This window comes from Streptomyces sp. NPDC002926 (assembly GCF_053591755.1).
Genome location: NZ_JBSFUK010000006.1, coordinates 108,519 through 124,483 on the forward strand (window position 1 = coordinate 108,519; position 15,965 = coordinate 124,483).

13 protein-coding genes and 1 riboswitch are annotated in these 15,965 nt (G+C 71.1%); of the genes, 8 read left to right on the plus strand and 5 right to left on the minus strand.

The window, feature by feature from the left end:
* The first annotated feature begins 6 nt into the window (after positions 1–6).
* From ACWDZ6_RS14100 to ACWDZ6_RS14110, 3 genes are all read left to right on the plus strand, one after another.
* Complete coding sequence (locus ACWDZ6_RS14100; protein WP_451503144.1) at positions 7–1,374, plus strand: M16 family metallopeptidase; 1,368 nt, start codon at positions 7–9, stop codon at positions 1,372–1,374.
* A gap of 213 nt (positions 1,375–1,587) precedes the next feature.
* A riboswitch (cyclic di-AMP (ydaO/yuaA leader) is annotated at positions 1,588–1,749 on the plus strand.
* A gap of 13 nt (positions 1,750–1,762) precedes the next feature.
* The gene (locus ACWDZ6_RS14105; RefSeq protein ID WP_451503032.1) at positions 1,763–2,533 is read left to right on the plus strand and encodes a M23 family metallopeptidase; all 771 of its coding nucleotides are present in this window, start codon (positions 1,763–1,765) and stop codon (positions 2,531–2,533) included.
* A 213-nt stretch (positions 2,534–2,746) separates the two neighbouring features.
* Positions 2,747–3,424 (plus strand): GntR family transcriptional regulator, encoded by a 678-nt coding sequence (locus ACWDZ6_RS14110; RefSeq protein ID WP_389181998.1) that lies wholly within the window; start codon positions 2,747–2,749, stop codon positions 3,422–3,424.
* Between the two features lie 176 nt (positions 3,425–3,600).
* Here ACWDZ6_RS14110 and ACWDZ6_RS14115 read toward each other — a convergent pair whose 3' ends face one another.
* A complete protein-coding gene (locus ACWDZ6_RS14115) occupies positions 3,601–3,882 on the minus strand; it encodes an HPr family phosphocarrier protein (protein ID WP_351447237.1) in 282 nt (93 codons plus the stop codon).
* 162 nt (positions 3,883–4,044) lie between these two features.
* Here ACWDZ6_RS14115 and ACWDZ6_RS14120 point away from each other — a divergent pair, with 162 nt between their 5' ends.
* From ACWDZ6_RS14120 to ACWDZ6_RS14135, 4 genes are read left to right on the plus strand one after another with little or no spacing between them, the layout of a single operon-like run.
* The gene (locus ACWDZ6_RS14120) at positions 4,045–6,930 is read left to right on the plus strand and encodes a bifunctional acetate--CoA ligase family protein/GNAT family N-acetyltransferase (RefSeq protein ID WP_451503033.1); all 2,886 of its coding nucleotides are present in this window, start codon (positions 4,045–4,047) and stop codon (positions 6,928–6,930) included.
* 30 nt (positions 6,931–6,960) lie between these two features.
* The gene (locus tag ACWDZ6_RS14125) at positions 6,961–7,554 is read left to right on the plus strand and encodes a DUF5998 family protein (protein WP_366730299.1); all 594 of its coding nucleotides are present in this window, start codon (positions 6,961–6,963) and stop codon (positions 7,552–7,554) included.
* A complete protein-coding gene (locus ACWDZ6_RS14130) occupies positions 7,554–8,747 on the plus strand; it encodes an alkaline phosphatase family protein (protein ID WP_451503034.1) in 1,194 nt (397 codons plus the stop codon). The genes ACWDZ6_RS14125 and ACWDZ6_RS14130 overlap by 1 nt, the downstream gene beginning before the upstream one ends.
* 40 nt (positions 8,748–8,787) lie before the next feature.
* Positions 8,788–9,459 carry a thymidine kinase gene (locus tag ACWDZ6_RS14135; RefSeq protein ID WP_451503035.1) on the plus strand — a complete coding sequence of 224 codons (672 nt, stop codon included), beginning with the start codon at positions 8,788–8,790 and terminating at the stop codon, positions 9,457–9,459.
* On the opposite strand, the gene ACWDZ6_RS14140 is transcribed toward ACWDZ6_RS14135, so the two are convergent.
* A complete protein-coding gene (locus tag ACWDZ6_RS14140; RefSeq protein ID WP_451503036.1) occupies positions 9,431–10,201 on the minus strand; it encodes a VOC family protein in 771 nt (256 codons plus the stop codon). The genes ACWDZ6_RS14135 and ACWDZ6_RS14140 overlap by 29 nt on opposite strands.
* Positions 10,202–10,422: 221 nt before the next feature.
* On the opposite strand from ACWDZ6_RS14140, the gene ACWDZ6_RS14145 reads away from it, so the two are divergent.
* Positions 10,423–11,253 carry a sulfurtransferase gene (locus ACWDZ6_RS14145; RefSeq protein WP_366730302.1) on the plus strand — a complete coding sequence of 277 codons (831 nt, stop codon included), beginning with the start codon at positions 10,423–10,425 and terminating at the stop codon, positions 11,251–11,253.
* 168 nt (positions 11,254–11,421) lie between these two features.
* Here the strand turns inward: ACWDZ6_RS14145 and sepH are convergent, their stop codons facing one another.
* The 3 genes from sepH to ACWDZ6_RS14160 all read right to left on the minus strand — a co-directional run bounded on the left by sepH (position 11,422) and on the right by ACWDZ6_RS14160 (position 15,871).
* Positions 11,422–12,471, minus strand: coding sequence for a septation protein SepH (gene sepH / locus ACWDZ6_RS14150; protein ID WP_451503037.1), 1,050 nt, complete (start codon positions 12,469–12,471; stop codon positions 11,422–11,424).
* A gap of 879 nt (positions 12,472–13,350) precedes the next feature.
* Positions 13,351–14,670, minus strand: a complete 1,320-nt coding sequence (locus ACWDZ6_RS14155; RefSeq protein ID WP_451503038.1) for a D-arabinono-1,4-lactone oxidase — start codon at positions 14,668–14,670, stop codon at positions 13,351–13,353.
* Positions 14,630–15,871, minus strand: coding sequence for an MFS transporter (locus ACWDZ6_RS14160; protein WP_366730305.1), 1,242 nt, complete (start codon positions 15,869–15,871; stop codon positions 14,630–14,632). The genes ACWDZ6_RS14155 and ACWDZ6_RS14160 overlap by 41 nt, the downstream gene beginning before the upstream one ends.
* Positions 15,872–15,965: the final 94 nt, after the last annotated feature.

Here is a 15,965-nt window from a genome sequence, read left to right on the forward strand (position 1 = left end):
GTGACCATGGAGTTCCACCCGCAGCCGACGGCCGGACCGGCCCGCCCCTGGGCGTTCCCGGCCCCCGAGCGCGGCACGCTGGACAACGGCCTCACCGTGCTGCGCTGCCATCGCCCCGGCCAGCAGGTGGTGGCCGTCGAGATCTGCCTCGACGCCCCGCTGGAGGCCGAGCCCGAGGGCATCGACGGCGTCGCCACGATCATGGCGCGCGCCCTGTCGGAAGGCACCGACAAGCACACCGCCGAGGAGTTCGCCGCCGAGCTGGAGCGCTGCGGCGCCACCCTCGACGCGCACGCCGACCACCCGGGTGTCCGCATCTCCCTGGAGGTGCCGGTCTCCCGGCTGCCGAAGGCGCTCGGCCTGCTCGCCGAGGCGCTGCGCGCGCCCGCCTTCGCCGACAACGAGGTGGAGCGGCTGGTACGCAACCGGCTGGACGAGATCCCGCACGAGACGGCCAACCCGGCCCGCCGTGCGGCCAAGGAGCTCTCCAAGCAGCTCTTCCCGGCCTCCCTGCGTATGTCGCGCCCCCGCCAGGGCACGGAGGAGACCGTGGCCCGGATCGACTCCGCGGCCGTGCGCGCCTTCTACGAGGCGTACGTCCGGCCGGCCACGGCCACCACGGTGATCGTCGGCGACCTCACCGGAGTCGACCTTGACGCCGTGCTCGCCGAGACCCTCGGCACCTGGACCGGCAACAGCGCCGATGCCCGTCCCGTACCGCCGATCACCGCCGACGACACCGGCCGTGTGGTCATCGTGGACCGCCCCGGCGCCGTCCAGACACAGCTGCTGATCGGCCGCATCGGCCCGGACCGCCATGACCGCGTCTGGCCGGCCCAGGTGCTCGGGGCGTACTGCCTGGGCGGCACCCTCACCTCGCGCCTCGACCGCGTGCTGCGCGAGGAGAAGGGCTACACCTACGGCGTACGGGCCTTCGGCCAGGTGCTGCGCTCCGCTCCCGACGGGTCGGGCGCGGCGATGCTCGCCATCAGCGGCTCGGTGGACACCCCGAACACCGGACCGGCGCTGGACGACCTCTGGAAGGTGCTGCGTACGCTCGCGGACGGGGGTCTGACCGACGCCGAGCGCGATGTTGCCGTGCAGAACCTGGTGGGTGTCGCCCCGCTGAAGTTCGAGACAGCCGCCTCCGTCGCGGGCACGCTCGCCGACCAGGTCGAGCAGTTCCTCCCGGACGACTACCAGGCGCAGTTGTACGTGCGCCTGGCCGAGACCGGCACCGTCGAGGCGACGGCCGCGGCCGTCAGCGCCTTCCCGGTGGACCGACTTGTCACGGTGCTTGTCGGCGATGCCTCGCAGATCGAGGAGCCGGTCAGGGCGCTCGGCATCGGCGAAGTGACGGTTGTCACAGGCTGATTGGGCTTATCCGGCAAACAATTCAAAACAGGCAAACGGAACCCCGGCCTCCCTGGTGATGCCGGGGTTCTGCTTTATGCCCGTTTTATTGGAGAGCCTGCCTGTCTGGCCTGTGGCATGCGCTACAAAAAGAGCTGTCTGTTTGGTGATTGAAAGACGGCCCGCCTAGCGTCGGTCCGGCTGTCCGCCGTAGCCCGCCGCATCCGCGGCATCGGACAGTCATCGCCGAGTCCCCGTCAGGCGCGAGCCTGGGGAGCCGGGGACCCACTCAGTCCCTGGGGTGAATCGGGCGCCTTCGCACCTGCGGAGGGGCCTGTAGGAGACCTTCCTGCTCCGAACCCGTCAGCTAACCCGGTAGGCGAGAAGGAAGGAAAGGACCAGCCACTTCATGGCGTTCACCCGTGCCACCGGGAAGCACCGTGCCCCGAGCCGAATGACGCGCAAGAAGGCGAACATCGCCGGCGTCGCCGCTCTCGCCACCACCGGCGTCATCGGAACCCTCGCTTCCCCGGCACTCGCCGCCGACACCGGCGCCGCCACCGTCGAGGACACCGGCCTGACCCAGATCGTGGCCGCCGACTCCCTCGCCGAGCAGATCGCCGACCAGGCCGCCGCTCAGAAGCAGGAGGCCGCCGAGGCCGTCGCCAAGGCGAAGGCCGAGGCCGAGGCGAAGCGGAAGGCCGAGGCCCGCGCCAAGGAGGCCCGTGAGGCCAAGGAGCGCGCCGCGCGGGCCGCCGAGCGCAAGCGCCTCAACTCCTTCGTGGCCCCGATCTCTCACTCGTACGTCTCCACGGGCTACAAGACCGGCGGCGCCATCTGGTCCTCCGGCAGCCACACCGGCATCGACTTCCACGCCGCGTCCGGCACGACCGTGCACGCGGTCGGCTCCGGCACCGTCGTCGAGGCCGGCTGGGGCGGCGCGTACGGGAACAACATCGTGATCAAGATGAAGGACGGCTCGTACACGCAGTACGGCCACCTCTCGTCCATCGGCGTCTCGGTCGGCCAGTCGGTGACCCCGGGCCAGCAGATCGGCCTCTCCGGCGCGACCGGCAACACCACTGGACCGCACCTCCACTTCGAGGCCCGCACCAGCCCCGAGTACGGCTCCGACATCAACCCGGTCGCGTACCTGCGCGCGCACGGCGTCAGCGTCTGACCCGACGGCGGGGCCGCTGTCCGGTCCCACGTGCTTCCCGAAGGCCCCGGCTCACCGCCGGGGCCTTCGGTGTTTGCCCGCTCCGCCGGAGTTCTGGCCAAAAGATATCCATGGATTCCGGTCTCCCATCGGAAAATCCCGCGCATTGCAATAGAGTCACTGAACAGACGTCAGTCGGCTGCGTTTCGCGCGGATTAAAGCGGAGGTTCGGTCATGCGCATTCCCGCGCACTCGGTATGCACGGCGATCCGCGACGACATCGTCTCCGGTGTATTCGAGCGCGGCAGCCGGCTCACCGAGGAGCAGCTGGCGCGCCGCTACGGCGTCTCCCGGGTCCCGGTGCGCGAAGCTCTGCGCACGCTGGAGTCCGAGGGCTTCGTCACCACCCGCCGCCACGCCGGCGCCTGTGTCGCCGAGCCCACCGAGCAGGAGGCCGCCGACCTCCTGGAGATCCGGATGCTGCTCGAGCCCATGGGTGCGGCGCGCGCCGCCCAGCGGCGCACCGAGGCACATCTGAAGGTGCTGCGGGGCCTGGTCAGGCTGGGTCAGGAGCGGGCCCGCCGTGGTCAGGGCGAGGACCTGCGGTCACTGGGCGGCTGGTTCCACGAGACGCTCGCCCAGGCCTCCGGCAGTCCGGGCCTGATCGCTCTGCTCACCCAGCTGCGGCACAAGATCGCCTGGATGTACACCGTCGAGCAGCCGGCCACGCCCGTCGAGTCCTGGATCGAGCACGGCGCGATCGTGGACGCGGTGGCGCGCGGCGACGCGGAACGGGCGCGAGGGCTGACGGCCGTGCACGCCGAACGGGCCGCCGCCGCGCACCGGCTGCGCCGTCCCGAGCGCGTGAGGACTTCGCAACATGCCGTAAACATCGCGAGTGCCCGCCATTAACAGGCGCGCCGTATACAAAGGATAGATATTCGCGGGGCTTCTTTTCTGCTGCCCATATTCAAGCGTCGGGCCGCGGAAATCAACGGCCAGAAAAACTGCGTCCGGAAAAGACGAAGCCGCGATATCCGAGAATCCGGGACACCGCGGCTTTGCCGTGGGTAATGGGCCTGTTCGGCTCAGACGGTTTCGGGAAGCTCTTCGAGACCCTCGGCGACAAGTCGGGCGAGACGGTCCAGCGCGGCGTCGGAGCCCTCGGCCTCGGAAGCGAGCACGATCTCCTCGCCCCCCTGGGCGCCCAGGCCGAGCACCGCGAGCATCGAGGCGGCGTTGACCGGGGTGCCGTCCGCCTTGGCGATCGTCACGGGGACGCCGGCGGCCGTGGCGGCACGGACGAAGATGGAAGCGGGGCGGGCGTGAAGGCCCTCGGCCCAGCCGACATTGACGCGGCGCTCAGCCATGGTGTTGCCCTTCAAGTCTTAGCGGTTGTCTAGACCAGTCTCTCATGTGTTGCTGCGTTGCTCGCACCGGCCCCGGACCCGGGATCGGCCGCCGGTCGGCTTCCTCAGACTGCCCCGCGGCAACCTCCTCCGCGACCCGTGAGTGAGCCGTACGCTTTCCCCATGCAGACCTCGTCGGATCACGCCTACCCCGACCACTGGGAAGCAGACGTGGTGCTGCGCGACGGCGGTATCGCGCGTATCAGGCCCATCACCACCGAGGACGCCGACCGTCTGGTCAGCTTCTACGAGCAGGTCTCCGACGAGTCGAAGTACTACCGCTTCTTCGCGCCCTACCCCCGGCTCTCCGCCAAGGACGTGCATCGCTTCACCCATCACGACTACGTGGACCGGGTGGGTCTCGCGGTCACGGTGGGCGGCGAGTTCATCGCCACCGTCCGCTACGACCGGATCAATGGACAGGGCCGGCCCGCGAGCGCCCCCGCCGACGAGGCCGAGGTCGCCTTTCTCGTCCAGGACGCCCACCAGGGGCGCGGCGTGGCATCCGCCATGCTCGAGCACATCGCCGCGGTCGCCCGCGAACGCGGCATCAGGCGCTTCGCCGCCGAGGTGCTGCCCGCCAACAATAAAATGATCAAGGTGTTCCGGGACGCCGGCTATACCCAGAAGCGCAGCTTCGAGGACGGCTCCGTCCATCTCACCCTCGACCTCGAACCGACCGAGGAGTCCCTGGCCGTCCAGCGCGGCCGCGAGCAGCGCGCGGAGGCCCGCTCTGTGCAGCGCCTCCTCGCGCCCGGTTCGGTCGCAGTCATCGGCACCGGCCGCACGCCCGGCGGCGTGGGCCGCACCGTCCTGCGCAACCTCCTCGACGCCGGATACACGGGACGCACCTACGCCGTGAACCGCGCCTTTCCCGGGGATCAGACCGAGGTGGACGGCGTCCCGGCCCACCGCTCCGTCGGCGAGATAGAGGAGACCGTCGACCTGGCGGTCGTGGCCGTCCCGGCGGAGCGGGTGCCCGAAGTGGTCGCCGACTGCGGTGAGCACGGCGTCCAGGGCCTGGTCGTTCTCACCGCCGGATACGCCGAGAGCGGGGCCGCCGGACGGGAGCGCCAGCGCGAACTGGTGCGGCAGGCCCGCTCGTACGGGATGCGCATCATCGGCCCGAACTCCTTCGGCATCATCAGCACCAGCGACAGCGTCCGCCTCAATGCCTCGCTGGCCCCCCAGTCCCCGGCGGCCGGCCGCATCGGCCTGTTCACCCAGTCCGGCGCCATCGGCATCGCACTGCTCGCCGGCCTGCACCGGCGCGGGGCCGGGCTCTCCTCCTTCATCTCGTCGGGCAACCGCGCGGATGTTTCCGGCAACGACTTTCTGCAGTACTGGTACGAGGACCCGGACACCGATGTGGTCCTGCTGTACCTCGAATCGATCGGCAACCCGCGCAAGTTCACCCGCCTGGCCCGGCGTACGGCGGCGGTGAAACCGGTGGTCGTGGTGAAGGGCGCCCGGCACAGCGGCAGTGAGCCGCCCGGACACGCGGTGCCGGTCACCGGGATCCCCGACACCACGGTCGGGGCGCTGCTCCGCCAGGCCGGCGTGATCCGCGTCGACACCGTCACCGAACTGGTCGACGCGGGCCTGCTGCTGGCCGGCCAACCGCTGCCCGCCGGACCGCGCGTGGCGATCCTCGGCAACTCCGAGTCGCTCGGCCTGCTCACGTACGACGCCTGTCTCGCCGACGGCCTCCGTCCCCTGCGGCCGCGCGACCTCACGACGGCCGCCACACCCGCGGACTTCCGTGCCGCCCTCGCCGAGGCCCTGGTGGACGACGCCTGCGATGCGGTGGTGGTGACGGCGATCCCGTGGGTCGGCGAGAACGGCGTCACGGAGTCGGGTGACGGCGAGGTCCTGGCAGCAGCGCTGCGCGACGCGGTCACGACGGCCCCGGCCAAACCGGTCGCGGTGGTCCATGTGGAAATGGGCGGTCTGGCGGAGGCGCTGGCGGCGGCGACGAGTACGCGTACGGTCCCGGCCCCCGAGACCGACGCCGGGGGACCGGGCCCCGGCCACGAGGCGCGGCGGGCCGTCCGCACTCCTCCGCCCGCCCCGAGCTCGTCCGCCGTTTCGGCGGCTGTCCGTTACGCGGCCCCGGCCCCCGCGACCGCCCCGCACGCCTCCCGTATCCCCGCCTACCCCGCCGCCGAGCGGGCCGTCCGAGCCCTTTCCGAGGCGGTCAAGTACGCCCAGTGGCGTCGGCAGGCCGCCGAGCCCGGCAAGGTGCCGCAGTACGAGGACATCGACGAGGCGGGTGCCGCCAGGCAGATCGAGGCGCTGCTCGGCGGGGTCACCGACCCTCGCGGCAGCACCCTCGGACCCGGTGCCACCCAGGAGCTGCTCGGCCGGTACGGCATCTCCGTACGTTCGGCCCTCCCCGCGCCCGGCCCGGACGACGCCGTGGCCGCCGCCACCCGCCTCGGCTACCCCGTCGCCCTCAAGACCACCGCCCCGCACCTGCGCCACCGTGCCGACCTCGGCGGCGTACGGCTGGATCTGGCCAACGAGGCGCAACTGCGGCAGGCCTACCGCGAATTGACCGACGTTCTCGGCAAGCCCGAGGAGCTGCAGCCCGTCGTCCAGGCGATGGCTCCGCGCGGCGTCGACACCGTCGTACGCGCCGCCATCGACCCCGCCGCCGGCGCGGTGCTCTCCTTCGGGCTGGCCGGAGCCGCCTCCGAGCTGCTCGGTGACACGGCCCACCGGCTCGTGCCCGTCACCGACCGGGACGCCGCCGAGTTGATCAGGACCATCCGGACGGCCCCACTCCTCTTCGGCTGGCGCGGCTCGGCGCCCGTCGACACCCCGGCCCTCGAAGAGCTGCTGCTTCGGGTGTCACGTTTGGTCGACGATCACCCGGAAGTGGTCGGAATCAGCCTCGAACCGGTCGTCGTCGCTCAGCGTGGCCTTTCCGTGCTCGACGCGTCCGTACGGCTCGCGCCGCCGCCCGCCCGCACCGACCTGGGCCCCCGCCGACTCCCCAGCTACTGAGCGCTCGCCGCCCCCCGTGAGCCCCGTAGGATGGACCGCATGGCGAAGACCGGTACGACGACCCAGGGGCTGCGCTCGGCGATCGAGCGCAGCGGCTACTACCCGGCCCTTGTGGCCGAGGCGGTGGAGGCCGCTGTCGGTGGCGAGCAGATTGCGTCGTACCTGGTGCACCAAGAGACCACGTTCGACGCCAACGAGGTGCGCCGCCATGTCACCGTCCTCGTTCTGACGGCCAACCGCTTCATCGTCAGCCACACCGACGAGCAGGCCGCCGACTCCAGCTCCCCGACGCCGTACGCCACCACCTCGACCGAATCGGTCAAGCTCGGCCGGATCTCGTCGGTCGTGGTCAGCCGCGTCGTCGCCAACCCGGAGTCGTACACCCCCGGCACCCTGCCCCGCGAGGTCGTCCTCACCATCGGCTGGGGCGCCGTCTCCCGCATCGACCTGGAGCCCGCGGCCTGCGGCGACCCCAACTGCGAGGCGGACCACGGCTACACCGGGAGCTCCACCGCTGACGACCTGAGCCTGCGCGTCAGCGAGGCCGGCGACGGCCCGGACGCGGTCCGGCAGACGCTCGCCTTCGCGCAGGCGCTCTCCGAAGCCACGGCAGCCACGCGCTGATGGCTCAGCCCGCAGTCTGGCCGGACGAACCCGTCCCGCTCGCCCTCTCCACCGCGCCCGTCCCCGAGTACGGCACCGGATCGCTCGCCGATCTGCTCCCGACGCTCGCCGCCGGCCAGGGCGTACCGGGCCTGACGCAGAGCATCCCCGAGCTGACCCCCGCCGACCGGAACTGCATCTTCCTGATCGACGGCCTCGGCTGGGAGCAGATCAAGAACCACCCCGAGGAGGCCCCGTACCTCACCTCGCTGCTGGCCACCTCGCGCGGCGGCACGGGGCGGCCCATAACCGCCGGTTTCCCGGCCACCACAGCCACCTCGCTGGCCTCCGTCGGCACCGGCCTGCCGCCAGGCGCGCACGGTCTGCCCGGCTACACCGCGCGCAATCCGGAGACCGGCGAGCTGATGAACCAGCTGCGCTGGAAGCCCTGGACGCCTCCGCACATCTGGCAGCCCTACCCCACGGTCTTCCAGCTCGCCGACGCGGCGGGCGTGCACACCGCGCAGGTGTCGTCGCCGACCTTCCAGCACACCCCGCTGACCAAGATCGCACTCAGCGGTGGCAGCTTCCTCGGCCGGCTCTCGGGTGAGGAACGTATGGACCTGGCGGCCGAGCAACTGGCGCTGGGGGACAGGTCGCTGGTCTACACGTACTACAGCGATGTGGACGGCAAGGGCCACCGCTTCGGTGTGGATTCCGACGCCTGGCGCGGCCAGCTGATGTACGTCGACCGGCTGGTGCAGCGTCTCGCCGAGCAACTCCCGCCCCGCGCCGCCCTGTACGTCACCGCCGACCACGGCATGATCGACATCCCCTTCGACGAGCAGTCGCGCATCGACTTCGACGAGGACTGGGAGCTGCGCGCCGGCGTCGCCCTGCTGGGCGGCGAGGGCCGCGCCCGCCACATCTACGCCGTGCCGGGTGCCGAGTCCGATGTGCTCGCGGTCTGGCGCGAGGTCCTCGGCGAGCAGTTCTGGGTGGCGAGCCGGGATGAGGCGATCGCCGCGGGATGGTTCGGCGACCGGGTGGACGAGCGGGTGTACGCGCGGATCGGCGATGTCGTCGCCGCGGCCTGCGACGACGTGGTGATCACCGCCTCCGTCAATGAGCCGAACGAGTCGGCGATGGTCGGGATGCACGGCTCCATGACCCCCGTCGAGCAGCTCGTCCCGCTCTTCGAAGTACGCTCATAACAGCCTCCCTCGTCCAGACCCGAAAGGTCCTCAACTCCCCATGCCCGAGCTGGTGTTCTTCTCCGGAACCATGGACTGCGGAAAGAGCACCCTCGCTCTTCAGATCGAGCACAACCGGTCCGCGCGCGGCCTCCAGGGCATGATCTTCACCCGCGACGACCGTGCCGGTGAGGGCAAGCTGTCCTCCCGGCTCGGCCTGGTCACCGACGCGGTCGAGGCGGCGGAGGGCTTCGACTTCTACGCGTATCTCGTCGCCCATCTCTCCCAGGGCGGCCGCTGCGACTATGTGATCGCCGACGAGGCGCAGTTCCTCGCTCCCGAGCAGATCGACCAGCTCGCCCGTGTCGTCGACGACCTCGACCTGGACGTCTTCGCCTTCGGTATCACCACCGACTTCCGCTCCAAGCTCTTCCCCGGCTCGCAGCGGCTCGTCGAGCTCGCCGACCGGGTCGAGGTACTGCAGGTCGAGGCGCTGTGCTGGTGCGGCGCGCGGGCCACGCACAACGCCCGTACCGTCGGCGGGATCATGGTCCTCGAGGGCGCGCAGGTCGTCGTGGGCGACGTCGACCAGTCGCCCGACGAGATCGGCTACGAGGTGCTCTGCCGACGCCACCACCGGCGGCGGATGACGGCGGCCACCGCTTGCGCGGCCGCTCTCTCCCCGGACGTCCTGCCCGTCGAGGTCAGCGAGAGGCCGTCCGTACGATCGTGAAGACCGCGCCCTCCGGGTCCGCGACGGTCGCGAGCCGGCCGCTGCTGCCGTCCCTCGGCGGCTGCAGCACCTGCCCGCCGAGCTCCACCACCTGGCGTGCCGCCTCTTCGGTGTCCTCGACCTCGAAGTGGGTCATCCAGTGCGTGCCCCTGCGCGGAAGGGCCTGACCCACACCGTGGAGGGCCGCCACCGGGCGTCCGGCCAGGTGCAGCGTCAGATAGTCGAAGTCGGCCGAGACGACTGCCTCCACCTCATAGCCGAAGACCGCCTCGTAGAACTTGCCCACGAACGACGTCTCCGGGGTCACCAGCTCGTTCCAGACGGGCGTGCCATGCGTGCCGTACACGGCGGTGCCGCGGTGGGCTGCCGTCTGCCAGATGCCGAAGACCGCGCCCCCGGGGTCGGTCGCGATGGCCAGCCGGCCCGCGGGGCCCGCGTCCAGCGGGCCTACGCCGACCGTCCCGCCGCGGCTCCTGATCGTCTCGGCGGTCACATCCGCGTCGTCGGTCGCCAGATACGGCGTCCAGGCGATCGGCAGTTGCCGGCTGCTCGGGATCCTGCCGATGCCTGCGACCTCCTTGCCGTCGATCAGCGCACGGACGTACGGACCCAACTGCTGGGGGCCGGGGGAGAACTCCCAGCCGAACAGCGCTCCGTAGAAATCCTTCGTCGCGTCAAGGCCGTGCACCATCAAGCTCACCCAGCAGGGTGTGCCGGGTGTGTGCCGAGTCGCCTCGGTCATCGTCACTCTCTCCTCGGACCATCGTGGTGGCCGTGCGGGGGGACCGGGATCCGTTGTGCGGAATGGCTGTGCCCCGTGCAGATGCTTGCACCACAGGGCGGCCTGCGTGCCCCGGCCGCGCCGGATTTGGCGGGTTCTCGCCGGAGGATGCCCTTTTTGGCACGTCTCATCCGCTCCGGCGGCATTACGGGCCGGCCGGTCACTGCGCGAGGATGGCTCTCATGAACCCCACCATCTCCGCCACGGAACTCGCGAGCGAGCTGACCGGATCCCGCCGTCCGGTTCTTCTGGACGTCCGCTGGCAGCTCGGCGGACCGCACGGGCGGCCCGCGTTCGAGGCCGGGCACATCCCCGGAGCGGTCTTCGTCGACCTGGATGCGGAACTGGCCGGTCCGCCGGGTGCGGGAGGCCGCCATCCGCTGCCCGAGCCGGATGCCTTCGGCGCGGTGATGCGCCGCGCCGGAGTATCGCCCGGTGCGCCGGTGGTGGCGTACGACGGCGGCCAGGGCTGGGCGGCGGCCCGTGCCTGGTGGCTGCTGCGCTGGACGGGCCACGAGGATGTGCGGGTCCTGGACGGCGGCCTCGCCGCCTGGACCGGGCCGTTGGAGACCGGGATCCCCTCTCCCGAGGAGGGCACGTTCGCCCCGAAGCCGGGGGCGCTCCCGCTGCTGGACGCGGACGCCGCCGCGGCACTCGCCCGCTCCGGCCTGCTGCTCGACGCGCGCGCGGCGGAGCGCTATCGCGGCGATGTGGAGCCGATCGACCGCATCGGCGGTCACATCCCGGGCGCGGTCTCGGCCCCGACAGCCGAGAACGTGGCCGCGGACGGTCGCTTCCTTCCGCCCGAGGCTCTTGCTGCCCGCTTCTCCGCACTGGGAGCCTCCGCGCAGGGGGATCCGGTCGGCGTCTACTGCGGCTCGGGCGTTTCCGCCGCACATGAGGCCCTGGCCCTGGAGATCGCGGGCTTCGAGCCGGCCCTGTACGCAGGCTCCTGGTCGGAGTGGTCCAACGACCCCCACCGCCCGGTGGCGAAGGGCCCACAACCGGCCTGACGGTCCCGGCGGGAGGAGTGAGACCGGGCCGGGGGCACGCCGTACACCTGCTTCGGGGGCGGGTGGGCGGAAGAGACCCCTGAGCGCGCGCAAGGAAGGGTCCGGCACGGGATACCGTGCCGGACCCTCTGGGTAACCGGAGCCTCCGGGCAATGGGACGTGTGCCCGCTAGTCCTGCTTCTTGCGCCGGGTGCCGAAGACGATCTCGTCCCAGCTCGGGACCGCCGCGCGGCGGCCGGGGCGGACGCCGTCCGCCTCAGCCTGGCGGTCCGTGGTGCCCGTCAGACGGTCGCGGTGACCGGCCACCGAACGCGGCATCAGCACATCGGCGTACGCCGACCCCGCACCCGCCGAGGCCGCAGGGGCCACCGGCTCCTCCGCCTCGGGCTCCTGGACCGGCTCGGTGTCCGTCGGCTCCGGTGGTGCCGGGCGCTCGGGGACGACCATGTCGCCGCGGAAACTCGGCACCGCCTCCAGCAGACTCGTCAGGGAGTCCCGCTCCCCGCCGCTCTCCTCCGGTTCGGCCGACGGCGCGGTCGGCCGCTCCAACTGCCGGTCGAGGGCCCGGTCCAGCGGCCTGTCGCGCGGCAGCCGTGCGATGCGCGGTACGAACGGAAAGCTCGGCTCCTGCGTCGCCGCGATCGTGTCGTCGGTCTCGCCGATCAGCGCACGCGCCTCGTCGTCGACGGCCTGGACGAGCCGCCGCGGCGGGTCGTACGTCCAGCTCGCCGAGTGCGGCTCGCCCGCCACCCGGTAGACCAGCAGGACCTCCCAGGTGCCGTCGTCGCGGCGCCAGGAGTCCCACAGCACGGTGTCCTTCTCGGCGCCGCGCAGCGTCAGCCGCTCCTGCACCGCCTCGCCGAGCTGAGGCCCGGTGTTCTCGCCGGGACGGCGTACGGGCGTCTTGCGGGCCCGCTCCGCCATGAAAGCGCGCTCCGCGAGCACAGGCCCCTCGAAGCGGCGCACCCGGTCGACAGGAATTCCGGCGAACTGGGCGACCTCTTCCGCGGAGGCACCGGCACGTATACGGGCCTGGATGTCGCGGGGGCGGAGATGGCTCTCCACCTCGATCTCGATCTGGCCGAGGCGGGCGCGGTCATTGCGTACGGCAGCGCGCAGCCGCTCATCGATCGGAAGCGTGTATTCCGTGCTGTCCGCAGCCTTGAGCACCAGTCGTGTGCCGTCGTTGGAGACGGCCACGACACGCAGTTCGGGCATGGGGACCTCCCGGGTGGTGCCTGCCGACGTCACGTGCGTCGCTGCTTCCGCTAGTCGAGTGTGGCCTGCCCGGGTGCAGCCTGCCACAACCTTGCCGAGTTGCCCGGCGTGTCGGGCACAGGCCCTGGAACGCCGTTATGGCACGGTTACCTGTTTGCGACTCTGAGTGACTGGCCTGTCACTCTCCGCATCGGGTACCCGTGCGGTGCCGCGGCGCCGCCGGATCGAGCGCCGCTTTCGGCCCCCTACCTGGGGTCCCACCACCCGAGAGGGAGGCCGGGCCCAGGGCTCGCCACAGTACTCCATTCGGGCCACGGGGGTGGACCGCCGCGCCGCCGAACTTCTCCAGGGGTGCGGGGGGTTGGGCCTCCGGGGCATGCGTGACCAGGTGTTCTGATTCACAGAATCTGCCCAAAGGGAACTATTCGCTTCGCTCAAATGTCCCTACTGGGTGCACGGCGGGTCAGATGGGCGAGCATGGGTCGAAAGATGGATCAGAAGCGTGTCAGCGCGACAAAGCAGAAGGAACTGAACGAAGAAAGGAAAAGAGCGGAAAGCGGCTGGATCTGAGCCTCCCGCAGGTCGCGGGCAGTGCGCCGGCGGCGATCGCGGCGGCGGTGCCGGCAGGAATCCGGCCGGGGCCGGAGCCAGGACAACGACCCGACCCCCAACACCCGTACCGGCAACGGCCGGTCCGCGGATCCCGGCTCCGGGCAGGGCGATGGCGGCACATCCGCAGTCCCCACGCCCGACCCTTCGAAGTCCAGCGGCGACGACCCGACGGCGACACCCGCCCCGACGCCGTCCGGCTCCGTCGGCACGACCCCGGTCCCTCGGCCCACGCCGGAGCCGGTACGACGACCGGACAGTGAACGGTCGTCAGTCGCCCAGCACCCGGCGGAGATAGTCGTTGCCGAACAGGCGTTCCGGATCCAGCCGGTCCCGCAGTGCCGTGAACTCACCGAACCGCGGATACACCCCGGCGAAGTACTCCGCGTCCCGCGTGTGCACCTTGCCCCAGTGCGGCCGGCCGCCGTGCGAGGTCATGATCCTCTCCACCGCCGTGAAGTACGACTGGTACGGCGTGCCCTTGTAGAGGTGCACGGCGATGTACGCGGTCTCCCGGCCCGACGCCGTGGAGAGCGCGATGTCGTCCGCCGGGGCCGTACGCACCTCAACCGGGAAGCTCACACGCAGCGGTGAGCGCTCGATCATCGCCTTGACCTCGCGCAGCGCCCCGACCGCCGCCTCACGCGGAAGCGCGTACTCCATCTCCACGAACCGCACCCGGCGCGGAGAGGTGAAAACCTTGTACGGGATGTCCGTGTACGTACGGGCGGAGAGAGCGCGGCTGGATATCTTGGCGATTGCCGGAATCGTCACGGGCACGGCCCGGCCGAGCGAACAGGCAAGCTGGAACACGCCGTTGGAGAGCAGCTCGTCCTCGATCCAGCCGCTGATCTGTCCGGGCGGAGCGGCGGGACCCGCGCTGCGGTTGTTGCGCTTGGTATTGCAGTTGCCAGTGTGCGGGAACCAGTAGAACTCGAAGTGCTCGTTCTCCGCGAAGAGCGCGTCGAATTCGGCCGTGACCCTGTCGAAGGCCATCGGTTCCTCACGAGCCGTCAGCAGGAAGACCGGCTCCACGGCGAAGGTGATCGCGGCGATGACGCCGAGTGCGCCGAGCCCGATCCGGGCCGCCGCGAAGATCTCCGGATTCTCCTTCTCGGAGCAGGTCAGCAGCGAGCCGTCCGCCGTGACCAGCTCAAGTGCCTTGATCTGCGCCGCGATCGAGGCCGATTCGCGGCCTGTGCCGTGCGTGCCGGTCGAGGTCGCGCCCGCGACCGTCTGATCCATGATGTCGCCCATATTCGTGAGCGACAGGCCCTCGCGGGCGAGGGCCGCGTTCAGCCGCTTGAGCGGAGTGCCGGCCTCGACGGTCACGGTCATCGCCGTGCGGTCGATCTCCCGGATCCCGGTCAGCAGATCCGGCCGTATCAGCACCCCGTCGGTGGCGGCAGCGGCGGTGAAGGAGTGGCCCGTTCCGACGGCCTTCACCCTCAACCCGTCCTCGGCCGCCTGACGGACGGCGTCGGCGAGCTCCCGGGTGGAGGCGGGCGAGACCTCCCGTACCGGACGGGCGGTGACATTCCCCGCCCAGTTACGCCACGTGCTGCGCCCCGTCCTCGTAATCCCGCTCACGCTGCCCCTCCCGCGTCGGCACCGGCTTGGCCAGCCGGCGGTACCCCAGGAACGCCACCACGGCCGCGATTGCTCCCGCCACGGCGGGCACCACGTAACCCGCGCCCGCCCCGGACGCGTCGACCGTCCAGCCTGCGGCCGACGAGCCGAGCGCCACTCCGACCGCGAGCCCGGTACTGGTCCAGGTCATGCCCTCGGTCAGCTTGGTGCGCGGTACGTGCGCTTCGACGAGGGCCATCGTGGTCACCATCGTGGGTGCGATGGACAGGCCCGCGACAAAGAGCGCCACGGCCAGGAAGGGAAGGTTCCCGGCCAGTTGGAGGGGGATCATACTCACGGCCATCGCACACACTCCCACCAGCCACCTTCGGGAGGCCGGGCCCTGGAGGTGCAGCAGTCCGAACACAGCGCCGGCGAGGCAGGACCCGAGCGCGTACACCGCGAGGACCAGGCTCGCCGCGGCTTTGTGGCCCTGCTCCTCGGCGAAGGCGACCGTGACGACGTCGACCGCGCCGAAGATCGCGCCGGTGGCGACGAAGGTGGCCACCAGGACCTGCAGTCCGGGGGAGCGGAGGGCGGAGCCGCCGGTGTGGTGGTCGCGCGGATGCGGCACAGGCTCGGTGGCGCGCTGAGCGGTCAGCCAGAAGACGCCGACGAGCAGGAACGCGGCTGCGAGCAGCGGGCCCGCCTCGGGGAACCAGGCGGTGGAGAGCCCGATGGAGATGATCGGTCCGACGATGAAGCAGATCTCGTCGACGATCGACTCCCACGAGTACGCGGTGTGCAGCGCACGCGGCAGCCCCCGGTAGATCTCGGCCCAGCGGGCCCGGATCATCGAGCCCACGCTCGGCACACAGCCGGCGGCCGCGGCGAAGACGAACAGCGTCCAGTCCGGGGCCTCTTGGTGGGCGCAGATCAGCAGACCGGTGACCGCCGCCACCGAGACGAGCGTGGCGGGGCGCAGCACGCGCGCCTGACCGTGCCGGTCGACGAGCCGGGAGATCTGCGGACCGACCGCTGCGGCCGACATCGCCAGGGTCGCGGAGAGCGCGCCCGCAAGCCCGTAACGCCCAGTGAGCTGCGAAACCATCGTCACAATCCCGATGGCCATCATCGACAGCGGCATACGACCGAAGAAGCCGGCGGCGGAGAACCCCTTGCTGCCGGGGGCGGCGAAGATGGCGCGGTACGGACTGGGCAAGGGGCGCTCCGGTAAGGCGTATGAGTGGCGTTCACAGATTACGTCCGGATGGCAGTCCGGCGCACGGCGGTTTTTCCGCGGTCAGCGGCGGGTG

Bases quoted from the DNA above. Each gene is read 5' to 3' on its own strand.
- ACWDZ6_RS14110 (WP_389181998.1), top strand. From the start codon at position 2,747: ATGCGCATTCCCGCGCACTCGGTATGCACGGCGATCCGCGACGACATC.
- ACWDZ6_RS14125 (WP_366730299.1), top strand. From the start codon at position 6,961: ATGGACCGCATGGCGAAGACCGGTACGACGACCCAGGGGCTGCGCTCG.
- ACWDZ6_RS14140 (WP_451503036.1), bottom strand. From the start codon at position 10,201: ATGACCGAGGCGACTCGGCACACACCCGGCACACCCTGCTGGGTGAGC.
- ACWDZ6_RS14115 (WP_351447237.1), bottom strand. From the start codon at position 3,882: ATGGCTGAGCGCCGCGTCAATGTCGGCTGGGCCGAGGGCCTTCACGCC.
- ACWDZ6_RS14105 (WP_451503032.1), top strand. From the start codon at position 1,763: ATGGCGTTCACCCGTGCCACCGGGAAGCACCGTGCCCCGAGCCGAATG.
- ACWDZ6_RS14100 (WP_451503144.1), top strand. From the start codon at position 7: ATGGAGTTCCACCCGCAGCCGACGGCCGGACCGGCCCGCCCCTGGGCG.
- ACWDZ6_RS14120 (WP_451503033.1), top strand. From the start codon at position 4,045: ATGCAGACCTCGTCGGATCACGCCTACCCCGACCACTGGGAAGCAGAC.
- sepH (WP_451503037.1), bottom strand. From the start codon at position 12,471: ATGCCCGAACTGCGTGTCGTGGCCGTCTCCAACGACGGCACACGACTG.
- ACWDZ6_RS14135 (WP_451503035.1), top strand. From the start codon at position 8,788: ATGCCCGAGCTGGTGTTCTTCTCCGGAACCATGGACTGCGGAAAGAGC.
- ACWDZ6_RS14130 (WP_451503034.1), top strand. From the start codon at position 7,554: ATGGCTCAGCCCGCAGTCTGGCCGGACGAACCCGTCCCGCTCGCCCTC.
- ACWDZ6_RS14145 (WP_366730302.1), top strand. From the start codon at position 10,423: ATGAACCCCACCATCTCCGCCACGGAACTCGCGAGCGAGCTGACCGGA.